The following is a 24,519-nucleotide window of genomic DNA, read 5'->3' on the forward strand; positions in this document are numbered from 1 at the left end:
CATGCCGACATGAAATTTAAAACTTACAAGTTTATAGCAAGGGGAGGTGAAATGATGGATACTAATACAATCATCTTCGCTTTGCTTGGCCTAATCGTCGGTGCAGTTGTTGGCTTTTTTGTTTGTAAATCGATTGCTGAAGCTAAAATTGCGGGAGCAAAGTCTAGTGCAGAACAAATTATCGATGAAGGAACCCGCGAGGCGGAAGCTTTGAAAAAAGAAGCTTTACTAGAAGCGAAGGATGAAATCCATCAGCTTCGTACAGAGGCAGAACAAGATATTCGTGATCGTCGAGCAGAACTTCAAAAACAAGAAAATCGATTAATGCAAAAAGAGGAAAATCTTGATCGTAAAGACGAATCACTTGATAAACGTGAAGCGTTACTTGAAAAGAAAGATGATTCTCTTACTGTTAAACAACAGCATATTGAAGAGATGGAAAGCAAAGTTGAAGAAGTAGTACGTGCACAGCAAACAGAGCTAGAGCGCATTTCAAGCTTAACAAGAGAAGATGCAAGAGCGATTATTTTAGATCGTGTTGAAAATGAACTTTCCCACGATATTGCAATAATGGTAAAAGAAACAGAAAACCGTGCAAAAGAAGACGCCGATAAAAAGGCGAAAGAAATTCTTTCACTTGCTATTCAGCGTTGCGCAGCAGATCATGTTGCTGAAACGACTGTCTCAGTTGTTAACTTGCCAAATGACGAAATGAAAGGCCGAATTATCGGTCGAGAAGGTCGAAACATCCGTACGCTTGAAACTTTGACAGGAATTGATCTTATTATTGATGATACGCCAGAAGCAGTTATTTTATCAGGATTTGACCCAATTCGTCGTGAGACAGCAAGAATTGCACTTGATAAACTCGTTCAAGATGGTCGTATCCATCCCGCGCGTATTGAAGAAATGGTTGAAAAATCTCGCCGTGAAGTGGACGAATATATTCGTGAAGTTGGTGAACAAACGACGTTTGAAGTCGGTGTTCACGGGTTGCACCCAGACTTGATGAAAATTCTTGGTCGCTTAAAATTCAGAACAAGCTATGGTCAAAATGTGCTGAAACATTCAATGGAAGTAGCGTATTTATCAGGACTTATGGCTGCTGAATTAGGTGAAGATGAAACGTTAGCCAAACGAGCAGGATTGTTACATGATATTGGTAAAGCAATTGACCATGAGGTAGAAGGAAGTCACGTAGAAATCGGTGTTGAATTAGCTACAAAGTATAAAGAACATCCGGTTGTTATTAACGCGATTGCTTCTCACCATGGAGATACAGAACCAACATCAATCATTGCTGTACTAGTTGCAGCAGCGGATGCATTATCTGCTGCAAGACCAGGTGCTCGCAGTGAGACGTTAGAAAACTATATTCGTCGTCTTGAAAAGTTAGAAGAAATTTCAGAGTCTTATGAAGGCGTTGAAAAATCATTTGCGATTCAAGCAGGGCGTGAAGTTCGTATTATGGTGAAACCAGATACGATTGGTGATCTAGAAGCGCATCGACTTGCTCGAGATATCCGAAAACGAATTGAAGATGAGCTGGATTATCCTGGCCACATCAAAGTAACCGTTATTCGTGAAACAAGAGCAGTAGAGTATGCAAAATAAAAATGAAGTGGCGTTTCGCCACTTTATTTTTTTTCGTAGAGATGAAGATGCAGATTAAGAATGAAGTATAGGAGCTTTTACATGAGAATTTTATTTATTGGAGACGTAGTTGGTTCTCCAGGCCGTGAAATGGTTGAAGAATATTTACCAAGATTAAAAAGAAAATACTCTCCGGGACTTACAATTGTGAATGGAGAAAATGCAGCTTCAGGAAAAGGGATTACTGAAAAGATTTATCGTCAGTTCTTGCAAGCAGGGGCTAATATTATTACCCTTGGTAACCACGCGTGGGACAAACGTGAAATTTTTGATTTTATTGACGATGCAAAAAATCTTGTTCGTCCAGCTAATTTTCCTGAAGGTACACCTGGCAAGGGAATTACGTATTTTACGTACAATCAGCTTGAGGTAGCCGTGATTAATTTACAAGGGCGCACGTTTATGGCTCCGCTTGATTGTCCATTTCAAAAAGCAGATGACCTGATTGAAGAAGCACGTCAGCGCACTCCGCTCATTTTTATTGATTTTCATGCTGAAACAACAAGTGAAAAGCAAGCGATTAGCTGGTATGTGGACGGTCGTGTCAGCGCTGTTGTCGGCACTCATACGCATGTTCAAACAGCTGACAATCGTATATTGCCAAAAGGAACAGCCTACATCTCTGACGTAGGAATGACGGGACCATATGACGGCATTTTAGGGATGGAGCGCGAAGCTGTTATTAAGCGTTTTTTAACGTCTCTTCCTGTTCGATTTGAAGTGCCAAAAGAAGGAAGAACGCAGCTTAGTGGAATCGTTATTGATATTGATCAAAAGACGGGGAAAGCAACAAAAACAGAGCGAATTTTAATTAACGAAGACCATCCGTTTTTTGAATAAAGGGAAAAAGTCAATGTGTCGAAAGACGATACGTTGGCTTTTTTATTTTGTCAAAAACGTAAAAAGAAAAAAGAAAGGTGTAGAAATATAAGTTTTTGAATATTTAGGAAAAACAAGCAGGAATACGTTTGACATATCGTGAATATAGTAACATTGAAATCAATTAAGTCATTGGTCTAATGATCTCTCATCATACATTGTAAAGAATAAGGAGGAGCTAGATATGGAAATATTAAAAGTTTCAGCAAAGTCTAATCCAAATTCAGTTGCTGGTGCCTTAGCAGGCGTGCTGCGCGAACGCGGCGCAGCAGAAATTCAAGCCATTGGGGCCGGGGCGCTTAATCAAGCAGTAAAAGCTGTAGCAATCGCAAGAGGGTTCGTTGCACCAAGTGGGGTTGATTTAATCTGCATCCCAGCTTTTACAGATATTCAAATTGATGGAGAAGAGCGAACAGCAATTAAATTAATTGTAGAGCCGCGATAATTATAAAAACCACGGACCTGTAAAGCATAGAAGCCAAACAGGTCCTTTTTGTATAGAATTAAAGGGGTGTGGGTTGTGATATTTGATGCTCATTGTGATGTATTGATGAAGCTCTGGTTAAATAAACGTTTATCTTTTACATATGATTCAGCGTTGCATGTGACGTTAGAAGGAATAAAAAAAGCAAACGGGAAAGTTCAGCTATTCGCTATTTATATTCCAGAAGCGGTTCCGGCAGCTCAGCGCTTTGATGTTGCGTTAGAAATGATCCAGCTGTTTCAAAGTCATATTTTATCGCTTCCCGGTGTGAAATGGATTCGTTCAAAACGCGATATAGATAGCTTGAAAAAAGGTGAAATAGGAGCAATGCTGACGCTTGAAGGCTGCGATGCCATTGATACCAGTTTAGTTCGCTTAAAGACACTGTTTTCACTGGGTGTACGCTCAGTAGGTTTGACATGGAATTATAGCAATGCCGTGTGTGACGGTATTTTAGAACCTCGAGGCGCGGGGTTATCTTCTTTTGGAAGAAAAGTTGTTGAATTGAATAATGAACATAAAGTGTGGACGGATGTATCTCATTTATCGGTAAGAGGTTTTTGGGATGTGATTGAGCTAGCACAATATGTAGTGGCTACTCATTCTAATTCACACGTATTGTGTTCTCATCCGCGGAATTTAAGAGACGATCAAATTCATGCTTTAATAAAGCGAAACGGCGTGATTGGCATTACGTTTGTGCCTGAATTTTTAACGAGTTCTGCCAAAGCGCAAATAGCGGATGTGATCCGTCATCTTGATTACATGTGTGAAAGAGGAGGCGAATACTCCGTTGGTTTTGGCTCTGACTTTGACGGCATTGACAAAACGGTTCATCGTCTCGGAAGATATGAACAGTATACAAATTTAATCGAAGAACTCCTTAAGCATTACACTGAGGAGCAGGTAAAACGTTTTCTGTTTCAAAACTTTGCTGATCGTGTATGCAGCTAATAAAAAAAGAGCTTTTTCTTCTTGGAAAAGCTCTTTTTTATAGAAGTTATTTATATACTAATGCCTCATGTAAAGACAGAAAAGATCATTAAAAAACTTCATCTTATTCATTAAATATAAATATAATTAAAACGATTGAGAATTCAATGGAAAGGGTTGCATTTTTCTGGCAATCGGAATAAAATTGAAAACGGATTATGGAGCTGCTCAAGCAGAAACGTATCCTGCACAGCCACAAGGTGCTGTGGGAGTTTTGCAGATGATTTTGGTTGGTGAAATGCAGAAGCAAATGAAATCGTTTGCTAATTTACTTTTTTCAGTTTTTATCAATAAAATAGATTTCTATATTATAAGCAATTAAAGGAGTGGCGTTGATTTATGGTACAGCAACTTTCATGGAAAGTTGGCGGACAGCAGGGTGAGGGAATCGAAAGTACGGGAGAAATTTTTTCAACCGCTTTAAATCGATTAGGTTATTACTTATACGGCTATCGTCATTTTTCTTCTCGTATCAAAGGTGGACATACAAATAATAAGATTCGAGTGAGTACAACTCAAGTTCGATCTGTGTCAGATGATTTGGATATTTTAGTCGCGTTCGATCAGGAAACAATCGATGTAAACGTCCATGAGCTGCGCGCAGGAGGCGTTGTAATTGCAGATGCGAAATTCAACCCAAGTCTGCCCGAAACATGTACAACTGCTACGCTATATGCTGTTCCGTTTACGGAAATTGCAACGGAATTAGGAACGTCGCTAATGAAGAACATGGTTGCTGTAGGCGCTTCAAGTGCTGTGCTTCATATTGACACAGAAGTATTTGAAGAAGTAGTACTTGAAATCTTCGGTAAAAAGGGCCAAAAAGTTGTACAAAAAAACATGGAAGCTATTAAAAAAGGTGCAGATTACATTCGTGAACAGCTAGGCGAACAATTAGAAACAATGAAACTAGATCCAGCGGATGGTAAAAAACGTATGTTTATGATTGGAAACGATGCGATTGCGCTGGGTGCTTTAGCCGGTGGGGCTCGTTTTATGCCAGCATATCCAATTACCCCTGCTTCAGAAATCATGGAATACTTAATTAAAAAGCTTCCTCAATTTGGTGGAACCGTTATTCAAACAGAAGATGAAATCGCAGCATGTACGATGGCTATCGGAGCTAACTATGCAGGCGTACGTGCGCTGACAGCATCAGCTGGACCAGGTTTATCCTTAATGATGGAGTCGATTGGATTAGCAGGAATCACTGAGCAGCCTGTTGTGATTATAGATACTCAGCGCGGCGGGCCAAGTACAGGTCTTCCAACTAAGCAAGAACAGTCTGATTTAATGGCCATGATTTACGGTACGCACGGTGAAATTCCGAAGATCGTCATGGCGCCAAGTACGGTTGAAGAAGCATTCTACGATACGATTGAAGCGTTTAACTTAGCAGAAGAATATCAGTGCCCAGTTATTATGCTAACGGATTTACAGCTTTCACTTGGGAAGCAATCAGTAGAACCGCTTGACTATAATCGCGTTGAAATCCGCCGCGGTAAGCTTCAGCAAGGAGAGCTAGAAGAGCTGGAAGAAAAACAATACTACAAGCGCTACCGCGTAACAGAAGACGGCGTATCACCACGCGTCATTCCAGGAATGAAGCATGGCATTCATCACGTGACGGGAGTAGAACATGATGAGACAGGAAAGCCATCTGAATCTCCGGTGAACCGCGATGATCAAATGAATAAGCGTCTTCGTAAAACAAAAGGAATTCGTTTTAATACGCCAATTCATGTTCACTCTCATGAAAAAGAGTCTGATATTTTATTTGTTGGATTTAATTCGACGCGTGGAGTTATTGAAGAGGCAATGGGACGTTTGGAACAGGACGGTATAAAAGTAAATCATGCTCACATTCGTTTGATTCATCCGTTCCCAGCTGACGAACTGCTTCCTTACGTGCAAGGAGCTAAAAAAGTAGTCGTCGTTGAAAACAATGCTACTGGACAGCTTGCTAATATTTTAAAAATGAATATTGCAAGTCATGATAAAATTCAAAGTGTATTGAAGTATGATGGAAATCCATTTCTTCCGCAAGAAGTATACGCAAAAAGTAAGGAGATGTTTGTGTTAAATGGCAACGTTTAAAGATTTTCGTAACAGTGTAAAACCTAACTGGTGTCCGGGGTGTGGAGATTTCTCCGTACAGGCAGCCATTCAACGCGCATCTGCTAACGTAGGTTTAGAACCTCATGAGCTTGCTGTTATTTCAGGTATTGGATGTTCTGGACGTATCTCTGGTTATATTAATTCATATGGTTTTCATGGTATTCACGGACGTGCGCTTCCAATCGCTCAAGGTGTAAAAATGGCTAATCGTGACTTAACCGTTATCGCATCTGGCGGTGATGGAGATGGGTTTGCTATAGGTATGGGACACACGGTACATGCGATTCGCCGAAACATCGATGTAACGTATATCGTAATGGATAACCAAATCTATGGTTTAACAAAAGGACAAACATCTCCTCGCAGTGAAGTAGGATTCAAGACAAAAAGTACGCCTGAAGGATCAATCGAGTCGTCTTTATCTGTCATGGAGCTTGCGTTAACTTCTGGAGCAACGTTTTTGGCGCAAAGCTTTTCAACGAATTTAAAAGAGTTAACAGGCTTAATTGAACAAGGCATCCAGCATAAAGGTTTTTCCTTAATTAACGTATTTAGCCCGTGCGTAACGTATAACAAAGTGAACACGTATGATTGGTTTAAAGAAAACCTAACTAGTCTTAGCACAATTGAAGGTTATGATGCAAACAATCGTATGCAAGCTATGCAGACGTTAATGGAGCATAACGGCTTAGTAACAGGGCTTATTTATCAAAATGCGCATCAGCCGTCGTATCAGCAGCTTGTTCATGGTTATAGTGAAGAGCCGCTGTCAAAAGCAGACTTAGGTATGACTGAGGAAAAATTTGATGAGCTAGTAGCTGAATTTATGTAAAAGAGGCTGCAATAAAAGCAGTTTAGTAGAGGGGAAATCCGAACGGTGAACTGAGATTCTTGATGGAGAATCCAACTCGTTCGGATTTTTTCATAGTGATAGCGAACGTAGGTTTCATGTAGGGAGTGGCTTCTAGCTGTTAATTGGAGAGCTAGGAGAAGGCTCATCGGCCGCTCGCCGAAAGCGAAGTTTTGCACAGAAATCAACAGCGGTGTAATAAGCGAGTTTCTATGAGCTCTTTTATCCCATTTGTTCGTCTCTAAAATAGATTAATTTAGTTATGTATCAATCTCTTTTTGTTATTTAATAAATGTTTCGAAATCCGAAAGAAATTTTAACGAAACAGGTATAGAAAATAGGTATATGATTGTGTTCGCTACTTGAAAGTTATATACTATGTTAATGTGATGAGTTTTATGCATAAGCATAAGGCTGTCACATTTTTTTGCGATTTACAGGTGCAACGTGACAATTGTCATGGCGAAAGGAGATTTTTTTATGAACGAAAAACAACGTTTAGAAAGCAACCAAGTTAATCCAGCGGACAAAAAATCCGAAAAGGATTACAGTAAATATTTTCAAACAGTATACATGCCACCTTCTTTAAAAGATGCGAAAAAACGAGGAAAAGAAGAAGTTTCCTATCACAATGATTTTGCAATCGATGAACAGTTTCATGGAATGGGACAGGGACGTAAATTTTATATCCGTACGTACGGCTGTCAAATGAATGAGCACGATACAGAAGTAATGGCTGGTATTTTTCTAGGCCTTGGCTACGAGCCAACTGACTCTGTTGAAGATGCTCATGTTATTTTATTGAATACGTGTGCGATCCGTGAAAATGCGGAAAATAAAGTGTTTGGTGAATTAGGACACTTGAAGGCCTTAAAGCGCGAGCGCCCTGAGCTATTAATCGGCGTCTGCGGATGTATGTCTCAAGAAGAGTCAGTTGTAAATAAAATTTTACAAAAACATCAGCACGTGGATATGATTTTTGGTACACACAACATTCACCGTTTGCCTCACATTTTAAACGAAGCATACTTAGCAAAAGAAATGGTGATTGAAGTATGGTCTAAAGAAGGGGACGTTATTGAAAACCTTCCAAGAGCACGTAAAGGCAGCGTCAAAGCATGGGTTAACATCATGTACGGCTGTGACAAGTTCTGTACGTACTGTATCGTTCCGTATACGCGAGGAAAAGAACGAAGCCGCCGTCCAGAAGACATTATCCAAGAAGTACGTCACTTAGCTGCTCAAGGCTACAAAGAAATTACGCTTTTAGGTCAAAATGTTAATGCATATGGAAAAGATTTTGAAGACATAACGTACGGCCTAGGCGACTTAATGGACGAAATCCGTAAAATTGACGTTGCTCGTATCCGTTTTACAACAAGTCATCCTCGCGACTTTGATGACCGTTTAATTGAAGTTCTTGCTAAAGGCGGAAATCTTGTCGACCACATTCATTTGCCTGTTCAATCAGGAAGCAGTGATATCTTAAAAATTATGGCACGAAAATATTCTCGTGAACATTATTTAGAGCTTGTTCGTAAAATTAAAGAAGCCATTCCAACAGCATCATTAACAACTGATATTATTGTTGGTTTCCCAAATGAAACGGATGAGCAGTTTGAAGAAACAATGTCGCTATACCGTGAGGTTGAATTCGATAGTGCTTATACATTTATTTATTCACCTCGTGAAGGTACGCCAGCTGCTAAGATGCAAGACAACGTACCAATGGAAGTGAAAAAAGAGCGTCTTCAACGCTTAAATGCTCTTGTAAATGAAATTTCTGCAAAGAAATTGAAGGAATATGAAGGTAAAGTTGTCGAAGTATTAGTAGAAGGTGAAAGTAAAAATAATCCGGAAGTATTAGCAGGCTACACGGAAAAAAGTAAGCTTGTAAACTTCAAAGCACCTAAGTCAGTAATTGGGCAACTTGTAAAAGTAAAAGTTACAAAAGCCAAAACATGGACATTAAACGGGGAAATGGTAGAAGAAACAGCAGAGGTGAAGTAATATGGCGCAGTATAACAAGAGTGACGTAATTAAACGTGCTCAAGAGCTGGCAAAAATGATTGCTGAAACAGAAGAAGTAGATTTCTTCAAGCGTGCCGAAGCTCAGCTTAACGAAAATCAAAAAGTGCGTGAAACCATTGCAAGTATTAAAAGTTTGCAAAAACAAGCTGTTAATTTCCAACATTATGGTAAAACAGAAGCGTTAAAACAAGTGGAGGCAAAAATCGATCGTTTACAGGAAGAGCTGGATGAACTGCCGATTATTCAGCAGTTTCAAGAGTCTCAAATAAACGTGAATGATTTGCTTCAACTTGTTGCTAACACTATTTCAAACACAGTAACGGACGAAATTATTGTGTCAACAGATGGTGATTTACTGCGCGGTGAAACAGGTTCACAGGTGCGAAACAGCCCTGGATCTAGCTGCTCATAAAAAAAATGCCTCAGCAATTTGCTGAGGCATTTTTTTGTGCATCCCGTGGCATGAAAATTGGGCAGATTTTCTCTCTAATAATTGTCACGTTTTTCTATATCCTTGCATACAATGGAACATAGGTTTTTTATGCCTTAAACCTAGTTTCTTAAAAATAATGTGCAAACAAGTGAATGAGCCTGCATAGGATGAAATGAAGATAGTTTGAGGAGGGTATGCTCACATGTCACAACACTATAGAGAAATTATTACAAAAGCAGTCGTAGGTAAAGGTCGCAAGTTTACACAATCGTCTCATACGCTTGCACCGAAAAATCGACCAACAAGCATCTTAGGGTGCTGGGTGATTAACCATGAGTACAAAGCAAAGAAAAGCGGCAGCAATGTAGAAGTTGACGGCAGATATGATATTAACATCTGGTATTCGTACAATAATAATACAAAAACCGAAGTTTGGACGGAAACCGTATCATACAAAGATAATATTAAGCTGCGCTATAAAGACGAAGATTCGATTGGAGACGATTACGAAGTAATTGTTCGCGTGCTCCAGCAGCCAAATTGCCTAGAGTGCACAATTTCACCAAATGGCAATAAAACGATTGTTCAAGTAGAGAGAGAATTGTTGGCGGAAGTGATTGGCGAAACCAAGGTTTGTGTTGCAGTAAATCCGAAAGGCTGCGATGATGAAGACGAATTTGATTTAGACGTAGATGACGATGAATTTGAAGATTTGGATCCTGATTTTATATTAGGGGACGATGAGTAACTAGGAAGAAGTTCTTCCTAGTTTTTTTATTTTTACTATTTTAAGAAAATTCTTATAAAAATAAAAAAATATATTGCTTTTTGTCGAATCCGCAGTGTATAGTAAATCTAAAGAAAATAATGCATTAATTTTCAGAAAATTTAGTTATATCAGATAAGTATTTCTTGGGGGTTTACTATGAGCTTATTTCGTAAAAAATCAATTCAAACGTTAATTAGTGAAACCAACTCTAAAGGTGTTAAATTAAAAAAGGATTTAGGCGCTTTCGATTTAACAATGTTAGGAATTGGAGCTATTATCGGAACCGGAATTTTTGTATTAACGGGCGTAGCCGCCGCTGAACATGCCGGTCCAGCTTTAGTTATATCTTTCATTATGTCAGGACTTGCGTGTGTGTTTGCAGCTCTTTGTTATGCAGAGTTTGCCTCAACAGTTCCCGTTTCAGGAAGTGCATACACTTACAGTTATGCAACATTTGGTGAATTAATCGCTTGGATTTTAGGGTGGGATCTTATCTTGGAATACGGTCTTGCTTCTTCTGCTGTAGCCAGCGGATGGTCCGGGTATTTCCAAGGATTATTAGCAGGGTTTGGCATACATTTTCCAAAAGCTTTAACGAGTGCATATAATCCTGCAAACGGCACATATATTGATATTCCAGCAATTATGATCGTATTTTTAATCACATTACTTTTAACGCAAGGAGTAAAAAAATCTTCACGTTTTAATGCTATCATGGTTATTATTAAACTGGCTGTTGTACTTCTGTTTATCGGGGTAGGAGTTAGCTATGTTAAACCAGAAAACTGGACGCCGTTTATGCCGTTTGGTTTCTCGGGAGTAGCGACAGGAGCAGCAACTGTATTCTTCGCCTACATTGGGTTTGATGCTGTAGCAACAGCGGCCGAGGAAGTACGCAAGCCTCAGCGGGATATGCCAATTGGAATTATCGCATCTCTTGCGATTTGTACAGTCCTTTATATCGTCGTATCGCTTATCTTAACAGGAATCGTACCTTATACAGAATTAAATGTTAAAAACCCTGTAGCATTTGCTTTAAGCTACATTAACCAAGACTGGGTAGCAGGATTTATTTCATTAGGCGCAATTGTTGGTATTACAACGGTACTACTCGTTATGATGTATGGACAAACTCGTTTATTTTATGCGATCAGTCGAGATGGTCTATTGCCAAAGCCTTTTTCAAAAATCAGTGAGAAAAAACAAACGCCGGTAGTAAATACGTGGATTACATGTTTACTAGTATCCATCTTCTCTGGTTTAGTACCATTAGGAAGATTAGCAGAATTAACAAACATCGGTACTCTTTTTGCTTTCATGACCGTATCAATTGGAATTTTATATTTGCGTAAATCAAAACAAACTTCAGAATCGACTGGTTTCCGCGTACCGTTCGTGCCGGTGATTCCAATTTTAGCTTTTGTATTCTGTTTATACTTAGCACTTCAGCTTCCAAAGTTAACATGGATTAGTTTCGTAATTTGGCTTGTACTAGGGCTAGTGGTTTACTTCTTATACGGACGTAAGCATAGTCATTTGAACAGCAGTAAATAATGAAAAGCTTCGGACAAGCTTCTTCCTTCGTCCGAAGCTTTTTTATTTGTTTTATAAAAAGAAATTGAAGATTGTTCTATTTGAATAAATTAAGTTTAAGAAAGACTTATGTTATAATACGTGTAGCAAAAACGCACAACTAGATGTGGTATGGAGGAATAGTATGGCAGCGTATACGCCAATGATACAGCAATATTTGAGAATTAAGGCAGAGTATCAAGATGCCTTTTTATTTTTTAGATTAGGTGATTTTTATGAAATGTTCTTTGAAGATGCTACGACAGCTTCTCAAGAACTTGAAATAACATTAACAAGCCGAGACGGAGGAGGACAAGAGAGAATTCCGATGTGCGGGGTTCCGTATCACTCTGCTCCTACGTATATCGAGCGTTTAATTGAAAAGGGATTTAAAGTAGCTATTTGTGAGCAAGTAGAAGACCCTAAGCATGCAAAAGGTGTTGTAAAGCGGGAAGTGGTGCAGGTGATTTCACCCGGAACACTGATGAACGAACGCGGACTGCATGAAAAGGAAAATAACTATATTTGTTCTGTTACTGCGTTCGAGGATCAAACGTTTGGTCTTGCTCTTTCTGATTTGTCTACAGGAGAAAACAGCGTAACGCTTGTTAGTTCGTTTCACGATATAGTCTCAGAGATTTATGCAAAAGAAGCAAAAGAAGTCGTTGTAAGCTCTGAGTTTCCTGCTGACTTATTACAAACACTAAAAGAGCGCATGACGATTACCATTTCTTATGAGAATAGTACAGAGCAAGTAGAAGGACTAGATTATTTAGTCGAGTCGCTTCAGCAGCAAAAGCTTATTACAACATTTGCGCGTATTCTTCAGTATTTAACTCGCACGCAGAAGCGTTCGCTTGAACACTTACAGCCCGTGCAGTTTTATCAAATCAATGAATATATGAAAATTGATTTGTTCTCTAAGCGAAACTTAGAGTTAACCGAAACGATTCGTTCAAAAGGAAAGAAAGGCTCGCTTCTATGGTTATTAGACCAGACCGTTACGGCAATGGGCGGCCGTTTATTAAAAAATTGGATTGACCGTCCGCTTTTAAAACAAACGGATATTGATAATCGTTTGAATATGGTAGATGTCTTAATGAAACAGTTTTTTGAACGAGAAGAACTGCGTGAGTTGCTAAAAGACGTATATGATTTAGAACGCTTAGCTGGTCGAGTCGCTTTTGGTAATGTAAATGCTCGTGATTTAATTCAATTAAAAAAATCATTGCAAAATGTGCCTCATATCCAAGAGGTTGTGAATCGTTTGAATCATCCTTATGCGACAAAGCTTGTTGAAGACATTGATCCTTGTGAGCGATTAGCTAATCTTCTTGAAAGAGGATTAAAAGAGCACCCTCCTTTGTCAATTAAAGAAGGAGACATTATTAATGACGGCTATCATGCACAGCTTGATCAATACCGAGATGCAAGCCGAAACGGAAAAACGTGGATTGCGTCACTTGAACAGCAAGAGCGTGAGAAAACAGGGATTCGCTCACTGAAAATTGGTTATAATCGCGTGTTCGGCTATTATATAGAAGTAACTCGGGCAAATTTGCATCTTTTGCCTGAAGGAATGTATGAACGAAAACAGACGTTAACCAATGCAGAACGTTTTATTACGCCTGAGCTGAAAGAAAAAGAAGCGCTGATCTTAGAAGCGGAAGAGAAAATTGTAGAGCTGGAATATGAATTGTTTTTACAAATCCGTGAAGAAGTAAAAGCATATATTCCAAGGCTGCAAGAACTCGCTAAAAAAGTAAGTGAGCTTGACGTACTGCAGTGCTTTGCAAAAATCAGTGAAGAACGCCATTACACGAAGCCTATTTTTTCAAGTGAAGATATTTCGATTCAAAATGGACGCCATCCAGTGGTAGAAAAAGTAATGAATTCGCAGGAATACGTGCCAAACGACTGTCAAATGACGGATGATAGTTCAATTTTACTGATTACAGGACCCAATATGTCTGGTAAAAGTACGTACATGCGCCAGGTCGCTTTAACGGCGATACTAGCTCAAATTGGCTGTTTTGTGCCAGCAGACGAAGCGGTTCTGCCGATTTTTGATCAAGTATTTACACGTATCGGAGCAGCCGATGACTTAATTTCAGGTCAAAGTACGTTTATGGTCGAGATGCTAGAAACGAAAAATGCAGTGACAAATGCCACTCAGTCGAGTCTAATTCTATTAGATGAAATTGGACGCGGCACGTCTACGTATGACGGAATGGCTCTTGCTCAAGCAATTATTGAATACGTTCATGAACATATTGGCTGTAAGACCCTATTTTCTACTCATTATCATGAATTAACCGTACTCGATGAGTCGCTTCCTGCGCTTAAAAATGTTCATGTAAGCGCGGTTGAAAAAAATGGGAAGGTGGTCTTTTTACACAAAATCAAAGATGGTGCTGCAGACAAAAGTTATGGTATTCACGTAGCGGAACTAGCAGAACTTCCAGATCCGCTTCTAGAGCGAGCTCGCGTCATCTTACAAGATTTAGAACAATCTTCTGAGCGTGAGCCTGTACGTCAGGCTCTAAAAAGAGAAGAGATGACACAACAAGTTCCACAAGAAGGTGCTTCTTTGGTTCAAGAAGAACGTGCAGATAGTAAAAAAGCAGATGAAGCCAACCAGCTTTCGTTCTTTGAAATAGAAGAAAAAAAAGAAAAGCCTGCGCTTTCGAAACGGGAAAAAGCAATTATAGATCGTTTAAAAGAGCTGGATATTTTAGAAATGACGCCTTTAGACGCAATGAATGCGATGTATGAACTGCAAAAATCATTAAAGAAGAAATAGAGTGAGAGGAGTGAGTCTGTGGGTAAAATTGTGCAGCTTTCAGACGAACTTTCAAATAAAATTGCTGCCGGAGAGGTTGTTGAACGACCTGCTTCGGTGGTGAAAGAACTAGTCGAAAATGCTATTGATGCAAACAGTACAGTTATTGAAATTGAGCTAGAAGAAGCTGGGCTTTCAAAAATTCGTATATTGGATAATGGAGACGGCATTGCTTCTGAAGACTGCTTGACCGCTTTTAAAAGACATGCGACAAGTAAAATCAAAACAGAACAAGATTTATTTCGAATTCGAACGTTAGGATTTCGTGGTGAAGCTTTGCCAAGTATTGCTTCAGTTTCAATGCTTGAACTCAAAACGAGTACGGGAGAAGAAGCCGGCACTCATCTTAAACTTAGAGGCGGAGAAATCGTTCATCACGAATTAACGTCAAGCCGAAAAGGTACCGAACTTGTTATTGAAAACTTATTTTTCAACACACCTGCACGTTTGAAATATATGAAGACGGTAAACACGGAGCTTGGTAACGTAACGGATGTCGTCAATCGCCTTGCGATGTCTCATCCTGAAGTTTCAATTCGGCTGATGCATCAAGGAAGACAGCTTCTGTATACGAACGGAAGCGGAGATGTGCGCCAAGTGCTTGCCGCTATTTATGGAATGGCGGTAGCCAAAAAGATGATTCCGATTAACGTTCAGTCACTTGATTATGAAGTGAATGGTTACGTCGCTCTTCCTGAAATTACAAGAGCTTCTCGCAACTATATGTCCACCATTATTAACGGTCGGTTTGTTAAAAACTACGGGCTGTTAAAAGCGGTACAGCAGGGCTATCATACCCTTTTACCTATCGGCCGTTTTCCAATCGTGTTTTTAACCATTACAATGGACCCTTTGTTAGTGGACGTGAATGTTCATCCAGCGAAACTAGAAGTGCGCTTAAGTAAAGAAGCGGAGCTGTTTGAGCTTATTGAACAAGGAGTGAAAGCTGCTTTTAAAAAGCAGCAGTTAATTCCGGATGCTGTAGTACCAACTAAGTCAAAATCTGCTGTTCAGCCAACTGAGCAGCAGACCTTTACATTTGATCATCAGTCTAAAACGTCTGGCTATCAGCCCTCTAATACGGTTCGCGAGCCTAGTTTTAAGGAGGCTCCTGCTCGTGTAGACGAGATTATGCCGCCTGTTAAAACAGAGGTCATACGTCAAGATGAAGAACTTGAACCAACGTTTCGAGAAATAGAACGCTATGAAGAATCGGTGGAAGAAAACGCTCCAATTCCAGAACCGAACCATTCAGCCAAAGAGCAGCCAGAACCGCGTGTTCCTGCGATGTACCCAATTGGTCAAATGCACGGAACGTATATTTTGGCACAAAATGAAAAAGGATTATTTATTATTGACCAGCACGCGGCGCAGGAGAGAATTAAGTACGAATATTTTAAGCGAAAGCTTGGAGAAGTAGATTCAGAAGTTCAAGAACTGCTTATGCCGCTTACGCTAGAGTTCTCGGGAAATGAAGCCTTGATTTTAGAAGAATACAAAGACATGCTTGCTGAAGTGGGAGTCTTCTTAGAATCGTTTGGACAAAACTCCTATATAGTTCGTTCGCATCCGCAGTGGTTTCCAAAAGGAGAGGAACAGGAAACCATTGAAGAAATGATTCAGCAAATCTTTACGATGAAACGAGTCAATATCGAAAAGTTACGAGAAGAAGCGGCTATTATGATGAGCTGCAAAGGATCGATTAAAGCGAATCATCATTTGCGAAACGATGAGATTTTTGCTTTACTTGAAACGTTGAGAAAAACTACGGATCCATTTACGTGTCCGCACGGACGACCAATTATTATTCATCATTCGACGTATGAAATGGAAAAAATGTTTAAGCGAGTGATGTAGGCAATGCGGCTAGCTGCAGCTAGCCGTTTTGTTGAATAAATCATGGCCATTTGGATAAAATGGAATGATGTGAATGCCTATAGATGAAAGTAGTGTTGTTATGACGGGAGAGAAACCAAAACTTATTGTCATTATTGGACCAACTGCGGTTGGTAAAACAAAATTGAGCATTGAACTTGCCAAACAGTTAGACGGAGAGATTATTTCAGGTGATTCCATGCAAATTTATAAAGGGATGGATATCGGAACTGCCAAAGTGTCAGAAGAAGAGATGCAGGGTATTCCCCATTACCTGATCGATATTAAGGAGCCAGATGAATCGTTTTCTGTGGCAGAATTTCAAGAGATTGTAAGAAAACAAATCGATGATATTCACGCTAGAGGAAAAATGCCGATGATTGTTGGAGGGACGGGTCTTTATATTCAATCCGTTATTTATGATTATCAGTTCACAGAAACTCCTAGTGATGAAAGAGTTCGTGAACGAATGGAAGTATTTATTAAAGCTCATGGCATTGATCCCCTGTATGAAAAGCTAAAAGAGATTGATCCAGACAGTGCAGCTGCTATCCATAAAAACAACCATCGCCGTGTAATCAGAGCGCTTGAAGTTTATGAAGTAACCGGCAAAAAATTCAGTGACTATACAAAAGAACAGTCGCAAGAGTTATTATATGACGTAAGCATTATTGGGCTTACAATGGATAGAGACGTATTATATGAGAGAATTAATCAACGAGTCGATATGATGATGCAGGCTGGACTGCTTGATGAAGTCAAATCATTGTACGAAAGTGGTCTGCATGATGTACAATCAATTCAAGCTATCGGCTACAAAGAGCTTTATGCTTATTTTGAAGGACGCTGCACGCTCGAAGAAGCCGTTGAACAGTTGAAACAAAATTCACGCAGATATGCAAAGCGTCAGTTAACGTGGTTTCGGAATAAAATGCCTGTAAAATGGATAGAGATGGAAGTTGACAAATTTCCCGAAAAGTTTGCTGAAATTTTTACATATATTGCAGGAAAGCTGAAGAAAGAAGCGAATTAAGTAAACAGATAGAGAAACGAGGAGGCCGAATAATGAAACAATCAGTTAATATTCAAGACCAATTTTTAAATCAATTACGTAAAGAAAATATCTATGTGACGGTATTTCTTTTAAATGGTTTTCAATTAAGAGGACTAATTAAAGGATTTGATAACTTTACTGTGTTAATTGAATCTGAAGGAAAACAGCAGCTGATTTATAAACATGCGATTTCGACATTTGTACCAAATAAAAATATTACAGTAGAACTTGAATAGAGACTAAAGAGAAGCATCCGCATATTCGGATGCTTTTTTTATGCAAATGAAGGCTTAAAAAAGTTTCTTAACATTGTTTTTACTCATCGAACATAAACCTTATAATAGACGATTATTTCTTCGGTAATAAGAGATCATTGTCTTCGTATCGTTCATCGCATTCAGCTATGCGATACAGAGAAGTGGGATGAAACGAGAGGTGAACATGGTGGAGCAGCCGATAACTCTTAAAAATAATGGGCAAATTAATATCATTTTAAATAATGAAACAAAAAAGGAAAAATCGTATACGACATCAATTCCGCGTCCTGCCAAAAAAGCTGTCATAAATCATGAGCCGCTTCGGGAAATTGAACGAGAAATGAGCGGACTGGTTGGAATGGAAGAATTGAAAAAAATGATAAAAGAAATATATGCGTGGTTATATATTAACAAAAAAAGAGAGGAACAGGGCTTAAAAGCGGGAAAGCAGGCGCTGCATATGATGTTTAAAGGAAATCCAGGAACAGGGAAAACGACGGTAGCCCGCCTGCTAGGTAAATTATTTTTGAATATGAACATCTTGTCTAAAGGACATTTAATTGAAGCAGAGCGGGCAGATTTAGTTGGAGAATACATTGGTCATACCGCTCAGAAAACGAGAGATCTTGTAAAAAAAGCGCTTGGAGGTATTTTATTTATTGATGAGGCTTATTCTCTTGCAAGAGGGGGAGAAAAAGATTTTGGAAAAGAAGCAATTGATACATTGGTCAAACATATGGAAGATTCAAATGATAAGTTTGTATTGATTTTAGCTGGTTATCCAAGAGAAATGGAAAATTTCTTAAGTCTTAATCCAGGGCTACGCTCTAGGTTTCCGTTTATTTTTGATTTTCCAGATTATGATGTAAATGAACTGATGGACATTGCCGGTCACATGATGAATGACAGGCAGTATCAGTTTAGTACAGAGGCCTATAAAAAGCTAAAAGATCATTTTATGGACGTGAAGTACAATCAGACGCCTAGGGATTTTAGTAACGGTCGATATGTGCGAAACATTATCGAACGTTCCATACGTACTCAATCCATGAGGCTTTTAGAAGAAGAAAGCTTTGAGCGCAACGAGCTTCTAACTTTAACGTCAAGCGATATTCAGCTGTAAAAAAAAGCCTTTCGTTACGAAAGGCTTTTTTTCTACATGTTTGGTTGTCGAATCGTTTTGATCGGCAGGCGCCATTTGTAAATATATGAACACATCCGAAGACCTACAAGTAAGATAAATAACGTATAAAGTTCTATAGGCGTATTTGTAATATGCAGCCCTACGCTAAATCCTGCGATAATCGCCCATACCGCATAAATTTCATCTTTAAGAACAGTAGGCTTTCGGCGTGCTAATAAATCTCGGATAATTCCCCCGCCGCTTCCTGTTAAGACCGCAGCTACAATAACCGCGCTAAGCGGATGGTTCATATGAGTGGCATAAAGCGCTCCTTGAATCGCGAATGCTGCAAGGCCAATGGCGTCCGAAAAGTTTCCCCATCGCTTCCAATGTTTTAAGATATTGTTTGGAAATAAAAAAGTGGCAGTGATAGATAATAAAGCAATCTGAAAAAAGAGTCCTTGTTCCCAAAGGGCAGACACCGGTACACCGATAAGCAGGTTTCGAATGGCTCCTCCGCCAAAAGCCGTTACGATTCCCAGTATGTAAACGCCTAAAATATCATACTCCTCTTCCATGGCAATGAAAGCTCCGCTGATTGCAAAGGCAATCGTTCCAATAATGCTAAGTACGTCCCAAGTCATGATGCTATCCCCTTTATTCTGTTTTCACCAAGTAGCGACTATTATTTTAAAATCAGGCAGCCTGATTCAAATTTCGATAAGTAAACCAACTCAAATTGTATACAGAATTTCGTGATATTTCAATGTTTTTTTAATCATCGTTTTATAGATTTTAAAAAGGGTGTTAAACTAGTAAAAGACAATGTATTCTGTCTCTTTTGCAAAGATGGAGAAATGGACATTTTTTTGATATGATATGAATGATTTGTCAATTTAATAGTAAGGGAAGGAAAAATCTTTGACAGCAGAAATGAATACTGAACTTGAACGCGTAATTTTAGTCGGATGTCAGCTTCATGACGATGACGAACGTTTTGAATATTCAATGGATGAGCTAGCATCTTTAACTGAGACTGCAAAAGGCGAAGTGCTGGTAAGGTTAACGCAAAAGCGCGATCGCATTCATCCAGCTACTTATATTGGAAAAGGGAAAGTAGAAGAACTTGTGGCTCTTGAAGAAGAGTTAGAGCCTGATTTAATTGTATTTAATGATGAATTGTCACCGAGTCAAATCCGCAATTTGTCAGCAGGGTTATCTGCGCGTGTTATTGACCGTACGCAGCTGATTTTGGATATCTTCGCACAGCGTGCTCAAACGCGAGAAGGAAAAATGCAGGTGGAACTTGCTCAATTAAATTATCTGCTACCTAGGTTAGTAGGACAAGGTACCGCTTTGTCGCGTCTTGGAGGCGGAATTGGAACAAGAGGTCCTGGTGAAACGAAACTTGAAAGTGACCGCAGACATATTCGCCGTAAAATTGATGAAATTAAGCGTCAGTTAAAGACAGTGGTAAGTCACCGCGAACGTTATCGAGAAAGACGTAAGCGTAATCATGTCTATCAAATTGCAATTGTGGGCTATACGAACGCTGGTAAATCGACGATCTTTAACCGTTTAACAGAGGCGGGTATTTTTGAAGAAAATCAGCTGTTTGCAACTCTTGATCCAACGACAAGACAGTATACGCTTCCGTCAGGACTAACGGCTCTGTTAACGGATACGGTTGGATTTATTCAAGATCTTCCAACAACGTTAGTAGCCGCGTTTCGTTCAACACTTGAAGAAGTAACCGAAGCTGACCTTGTTCTGCACGTGGTAGATTCATCTAATCCAGATTACAACAACCACGAAAAAACAGTGCATCGCTTACTAGAAGAGCTGAACGTAACGGACATTCCGATGCTGACAGTTTACAATAAAGAAGATATGCAGCATGAACTATTTGTCCCATCCGCTTCGACATCTTTATCAATGAGCGCTTTTAAAGCTACTGATTTAGTGAAGCTTGGAGAAAGAATTCAAGAAGAAATGAAAAAAGAAATGGCGTTTTTTCATGTGCTGCTGCCGGCTTATGAAGGAAAAATGCTCGCTGAACTCAAAACGGTCTCTATTCTTGAGTCGTTAAAATTCAATGAAGAAACTGAGAAGTATCAGTGCAAAGGGTATATTGCAAAAGAGCATCCCCTGTACAAAAAGCTACAAACGCTTGAAGAAAGTTGAGGAACAAAGAAATGATGTTTGATCAGTTAAAAAACGGGGCACGCATTCGGGAACTTGCTGCAAAAGTAGAAAAACAAATTAAGCCTGTACATGAGAAAATTGACGAGCGTATTGAAGCAAATCAATTTCGGGTGCTGCAAAGCTTTCAGCAAAATCGAGTGAGTGATTCACATTTTAATCCGACAACGGGGTATGGATATGACGATCTAGGCCGCGATACGTTGGAGAAAGTATACGCGGACGTTTTTGGAACAGAAGCTTGTCTGGTGCGTCCGCAAATTATTTCAGGTACGCACGCAATTGGCATATCGCTGTTTGGTGTACTGCGTCCTGGAGATGAACTATTATATATAACTGGAAAGCCTTATGACACCCTTGAAGAAATTGTTGGTATACGAGGAAGCGGCGTAGGCTCTTTAAAAGAATATAATATTAGCTATAAATCAGTAGATTTAACAGCGCAAGGTCAAGTGGATTTTGAAGAAGTGAAAGCGTCTATTCATGAGCACACAAAGATGATAGGCATTCAGCGCTCAAAAGGTTACGGCATTCGCCCTTCTTTTACAGTCGCGCAAATAAAAGAAATGATTTCTTTTGTAAAGAGTATTAAGCCTGATGTTATAGTATTTGTCGATAACTGCTACGGTGAATTTGTAGAAACAATCGAGCCAACGCATGTAGGAGCAGATTTGATGGCGGGGTCGCTCATTAAGAACCCTGGTGGAGGTCTTGCTAAAATCGGCGGCTATATTGCAGGACGAAAAGACCTAGTGGAAGCTTGTTCATATCGAATGACAACTCCTGGAATCGGTGCAGAAGCTGGAGCGACGCTGTATAGCTTGCAAGAAATGTATCAAGGTTTCTTTTTGGCTCCGCACGTAGTCGGTCAAGCATTAAAAGGAGCGGTTTTCTCATCCGCTATGTTCGAAGAGCTAGGGATGCAAAGTGAACCGAAGTGGAACAGTGAACGAACGGATTTAATTCAATCCGTGCAGTTCGATGACCGCGATAAAATGGTTTCTTTTTGTCAGGCTATTCAATTTGCTTCGCCAATTAATTCACACGTAACGGCCTATCCTGCTTATATGCCAGGGTATGAAGATGATGTGATTATGGCAGCTGGAACGTTTATACAAGGAGCAAGCCTTGAGCTGACGGCAGATGGACCTATCAGGCCTCCTTATGTCGCTTACGTGCAAGGCGGGTTAACGTATGCTCACGTAAAAGTAGCAATATGCATGGCAGTAGATCAAATGCTGACGAAAGAACTTTTATAAAATATAAGATAGAAAGACTATTTTCTCCCCGCTAAGAAAGAAAAGATAGGCTTATAAAAATAAACGAAGTGCTATTTATTTGTATAGAAGAAATGTTCAGAAAAATTTATGTTAGAATTACTAACATTCAGTTGACAGGTGAACTAACATAGCATACAATGTAAATAGTTAATCCAAAGGAGGAACTGAAATGAGTGACAACATTCGAAGAAATACGCCACTTTTCCCAATTGGAATTGTGATGCAGTTAACTGAGTTGTCGGCTCGCCAAATTCGCTACTATGAAGAACATGAATTAGTTGCACCAGTAAGAACAGAGGGAAATCGACGATTATTCTCATTTAACGATGTTGATAAGCTGCTTGAAATCCGTGATCTTATTGAACAAGGTGTAAACTTAGCAGGTGTAAAGCAGCTGTTTCATCTTCAAAAGGAGCAAAAAGGGCATAAGCAAGAAGAAAAAGTTGTGGCAGCAACAGCAAAGCCAGAATTAACGGACGATGAATTGCGAAAAATGCTTCGTGCAGAACTTATGCAAGCAGGCCGTTTTAATCGAGCAACTTTAAATCAAGGAGATATGTCCAGGTTCTTTCATTAATAAAGTTATCAATATTTATGCCGTTCGTATATGAGGGGTATAGATTATAAATATTATATAGAGATTTAGGGGAGGATCACACGATGGCAAAGTACACAAAAGAAGATATTTTCCGCAAAGTTCAAGAAGAGAATGTAAAGTATATTCGTCTTCAGTTCACTGACATTTTAGGAACAATTAAAAACGTTGAAATTCCAGTAAGTCAATTAGAAAAAGCGTTAGACAACAAAATGATGTTTGACGGTTCTTCTATTGAAGGGTTTGTACGTATTGAAGAATCAGATATGTACCTATTCCCGGATATTGATACATTTGTTATTTTCCCTTGGACATCTGAAAAAGGTAAAGTAGCACGTTTTATTTGTGACATCTACAATGCAGATAGAACTCCGTTTGATGGCGATCCACGTAATAACTTAAAACGTGTGTTAAAAGAGATGGAAGAGTTAGGATTTACTGATTTTAACCTTGGACCTGAGCCAGAGTTCTTCTTATTCAAATTAGACGAAAAAGGCGAACCTACATTAGAATTAAATGATAAAGGTGGCTACTTCGACTTAGCGCCAACTGACCTTGGTGAAAACTGCCGTCGTGACATCGTATTAGAGCTTGAAGAAATGGGCTTTGAAATTGAAGCATCTCACCATGAGGTAGCTCCTGGACAACACGAGATTGACTTCAAATATGCTGCTGCATTAAAAGCTTGTGATGATATCCAAACGTTCAAACTTGTTGTAAAAACAATTGCACGTAAACATGGCTTACATGCTACATTTATGCCAAAACCATTATTTGGTGTGAATGGTTCAGGTATGCACTGTAACGTTTCATTATTTAAAGATGGTCAAAACGCATTTTATGATGAAAACGGTAATCTAGAGCTAAGTGATACTGCTCGTCAATTTATCGCAGGTATCATCAAGCACGCACACAGCTTTACAGCAGTAACAAATCCTACTGTAAACTCTTATAAGCGTCTAGTGCCTGGATATGAGGCTCCTTGTTACGTTGCATGGTCTGCTCGCAACCGTAGCCCATTAATCCGTATCCCAGCTTCTCGCGGCGTAGGAACTCGTGTTGAGGTACGTAGCGTAGACCCAGCTGCTAACCCATATTTAGCAATGGCTGTTCTATTAAAAGCTGGTTTAGATGGAATCAAGAACAACCTTGAAGCTCCAAAACCTATCGATCGTAATATCTATGTAATGACAAAAGAAGAGCGTATTGAAGAAGGTATCGTAGATTTACCTGCAACATTAGCTCAAGCTTTAGATAGCTTCCAATCAAACGAAGTTATGGTTTCTGCATTAGGTGAACACTTAGCAGAGCACTTCGTTGAAGCGAAAGAAATCGAATGGGATATGTTCCGTACACAAGTTCATCCTTGGGAACGTGACCAATACATGAGCCAATATTAATTCCTAAAAGTCCGAGAGATCGTTTATACGTTCTCTCGGACTTTTTTTGTTTTTCAAAATGAATAACATTGCGCATATTAAATATCGAACTAAGCTGTTCATAAAACAA

21 protein-coding genes are annotated in these 24,519 nt (G+C 39.4%); 20 read left to right on the forward strand and 1 reads right to left on the reverse strand.

Translation table 11 applies throughout. The features are described from left to right. Nucleotides 1-54 precede the first annotated feature (54 nt). The 16 genes from rny to spoVK all read left to right on the forward strand — a co-directional run bounded on the left by rny (nt 55) and on the right by spoVK (nt 18,933). Nucleotides 55-1,614, forward strand: a complete 1,560-nt coding sequence (gene rny, locus ACFX4R_RS00095) for a ribonuclease Y (protein WP_043976549.1) — start codon at nt 55-57, stop codon at nt 1,612-1,614. An 81-nt stretch (nt 1,615-1,695) separates the two neighbouring features. Continuing rightward, the gene (locus ACFX4R_RS00100) at nt 1,696-2,493 is read left to right on the forward strand and encodes a TIGR00282 family metallophosphoesterase (RefSeq protein WP_043976551.1); all 798 of its coding nucleotides are present in this window, start codon (nt 1,696-1,698) and stop codon (nt 2,491-2,493) included. A gap of 223 nt (nt 2,494-2,716) precedes the next feature. Beyond that, nucleotides 2,717-2,977, forward strand: a complete 261-nt coding sequence (gene spoVS, locus ACFX4R_RS00105) for a stage V sporulation protein SpoVS (protein ID WP_003181955.1) — start codon at nt 2,717-2,719, stop codon at nt 2,975-2,977. A 75-nt stretch (nt 2,978-3,052) separates the two neighbouring features. After that, complete coding sequence (locus ACFX4R_RS00110) at nt 3,053-3,970, forward strand: dipeptidase (RefSeq protein WP_165575847.1); 918 nt, start codon at nt 3,053-3,055, stop codon at nt 3,968-3,970. A 184-nt stretch (nt 3,971-4,154) separates the two neighbouring features. Beyond that, entirely contained in the window at nt 4,155-4,331 is a 177-nt protein-coding gene (locus ACFX4R_RS00115; RefSeq protein WP_157842229.1) for a hypothetical protein, read from the forward strand. Nucleotides 4,332-4,348: 17 nt separating this feature from the next. Then, nucleotides 4,349-6,106: a 2-oxoacid:acceptor oxidoreductase subunit alpha gene (locus ACFX4R_RS00120; RefSeq protein WP_097824485.1), complete on the forward strand. Its 1,758-nt coding sequence runs from the start codon at nt 4,349-4,351 to the stop codon at nt 6,104-6,106. Next, entirely contained in the window at nt 6,093-6,959 is an 867-nt protein-coding gene (locus ACFX4R_RS00125) for a 2-oxoacid:ferredoxin oxidoreductase subunit beta (protein WP_165575848.1), read from the forward strand. Before ACFX4R_RS00120 ends, ACFX4R_RS00125 begins: the two co-directional genes overlap by 14 nt. 498 nt (nt 6,960-7,457) lie before the next feature. Further along, the gene (gene miaB / locus ACFX4R_RS00130; RefSeq protein ID WP_013084741.1) at nt 7,458-8,987 is read left to right on the forward strand and encodes a tRNA (N6-isopentenyl adenosine(37)-C2)-methylthiotransferase MiaB; all 1,530 of its coding nucleotides are present in this window, start codon (nt 7,458-7,460) and stop codon (nt 8,985-8,987) included. A 1-nt stretch (nt 8,988) separates the two neighbouring features. Then, complete coding sequence (locus tag ACFX4R_RS00135; RefSeq protein ID WP_013058797.1) at nt 8,989-9,420, forward strand: YlbF/YmcA family competence regulator; 432 nt, start codon at nt 8,989-8,991, stop codon at nt 9,418-9,420. 223 nt (nt 9,421-9,643) lie between these two features. Further along, nucleotides 9,644-10,189, forward strand: a complete 546-nt coding sequence (locus ACFX4R_RS00140; RefSeq protein WP_013058796.1) for an outer spore coat protein CotE — start codon at nt 9,644-9,646, stop codon at nt 10,187-10,189. Between the two features lie 177 nt (nt 10,190-10,366). Further along, nucleotides 10,367-11,764 carry a branched-chain amino acid transporter BcaP gene (gene bcaP / locus ACFX4R_RS00145; protein ID WP_013084740.1) on the forward strand — a complete coding sequence of 466 codons (1,398 nt, stop codon included), beginning with the start codon at nt 10,367-10,369 and terminating at the stop codon, nt 11,762-11,764. Between the two features lie 163 nt (nt 11,765-11,927). Next, nucleotides 11,928-14,585 (forward strand): DNA mismatch repair protein MutS, encoded by a 2,658-nt coding sequence (gene mutS / locus ACFX4R_RS00150; protein ID WP_162214891.1) that lies wholly within the window; start codon nt 11,928-11,930, stop codon nt 14,583-14,585. Nucleotides 14,586-14,603: 18 nt separating this feature from the next. Then, nucleotides 14,604-16,481 (forward strand): DNA mismatch repair endonuclease MutL, encoded by a 1,878-nt coding sequence (gene mutL, locus ACFX4R_RS00155; RefSeq protein ID WP_165575849.1) that lies wholly within the window; start codon nt 14,604-14,606, stop codon nt 16,479-16,481. A gap of 100 nt (nt 16,482-16,581) precedes the next feature. Then, on the forward strand, nt 16,582-17,532 hold the full coding sequence (gene miaA, locus ACFX4R_RS00160; protein WP_043976720.1) for a tRNA (adenosine(37)-N6)-dimethylallyltransferase MiaA: 951 nt from the start codon (nt 16,582-16,584) through the stop codon (nt 17,530-17,532). Nucleotides 17,533-17,564: 32 nt separating this feature from the next. After that, the gene (gene hfq, locus ACFX4R_RS00165) at nt 17,565-17,789 is read left to right on the forward strand and encodes an RNA chaperone Hfq (protein WP_013058791.1); all 225 of its coding nucleotides are present in this window, start codon (nt 17,565-17,567) and stop codon (nt 17,787-17,789) included. A gap of 187 nt (nt 17,790-17,976) precedes the next feature. Beyond that, entirely contained in the window at nt 17,977-18,933 is a 957-nt protein-coding gene (gene spoVK, locus ACFX4R_RS00170; protein WP_016765353.1) for a stage V sporulation protein K, read from the forward strand. A 32-nt stretch (nt 18,934-18,965) separates the two neighbouring features. Here the strand turns inward: spoVK and ACFX4R_RS00175 are convergent, their stop codons facing one another. Next, the gene (locus ACFX4R_RS00175) at nt 18,966-19,577 is read right to left on the reverse strand and encodes a trimeric intracellular cation channel family protein (protein ID WP_013084735.1); all 612 of its coding nucleotides are present in this window, start codon (nt 19,575-19,577) and stop codon (nt 18,966-18,968) included. Nucleotides 19,578-19,854: 277 nt separating this feature from the next. Between ACFX4R_RS00175 and hflX the strand changes: the two genes are divergently transcribed. The 4 genes from hflX (at nt 19,855) to glnA (ending at nt 24,410) form a co-directional block, all read left to right on the forward strand. After that, nucleotides 19,855-21,117 carry a GTPase HflX gene (hflX, locus tag ACFX4R_RS00180; protein WP_016765352.1) on the forward strand — a complete coding sequence of 421 codons (1,263 nt, stop codon included), beginning with the start codon at nt 19,855-19,857 and terminating at the stop codon, nt 21,115-21,117. A gap of 14 nt (nt 21,118-21,131) precedes the next feature. Then, the gene (locus ACFX4R_RS00185) at nt 21,132-22,394 is read left to right on the forward strand and encodes a methionine gamma-lyase family protein (RefSeq protein ID WP_025750257.1); all 1,263 of its coding nucleotides are present in this window, start codon (nt 21,132-21,134) and stop codon (nt 22,392-22,394) included. A 190-nt stretch (nt 22,395-22,584) separates the two neighbouring features. Next, nucleotides 22,585-22,992, forward strand: coding sequence for a MerR family transcriptional regulator (locus ACFX4R_RS00190; RefSeq protein ID WP_013058786.1), 408 nt, complete (start codon nt 22,585-22,587; stop codon nt 22,990-22,992). 83 nt (nt 22,993-23,075) lie between these two features. Further along, nucleotides 23,076-24,410 carry a type I glutamate--ammonia ligase gene (gene glnA, locus ACFX4R_RS00195; protein ID WP_013058785.1) on the forward strand — a complete coding sequence of 445 codons (1,335 nt, stop codon included), beginning with the start codon at nt 23,076-23,078 and terminating at the stop codon, nt 24,408-24,410. Nucleotides 24,411-24,519 lie beyond the last annotated feature (109 nt).

The sequence above is a fragment of the Priestia sp. YIM B13490 genome (assembly GCF_042787735.1).
Classification (GTDB): domain Bacteria; phylum Bacillota; class Bacilli; order Bacillales; family Bacillaceae_H; genus Priestia; species Priestia megaterium.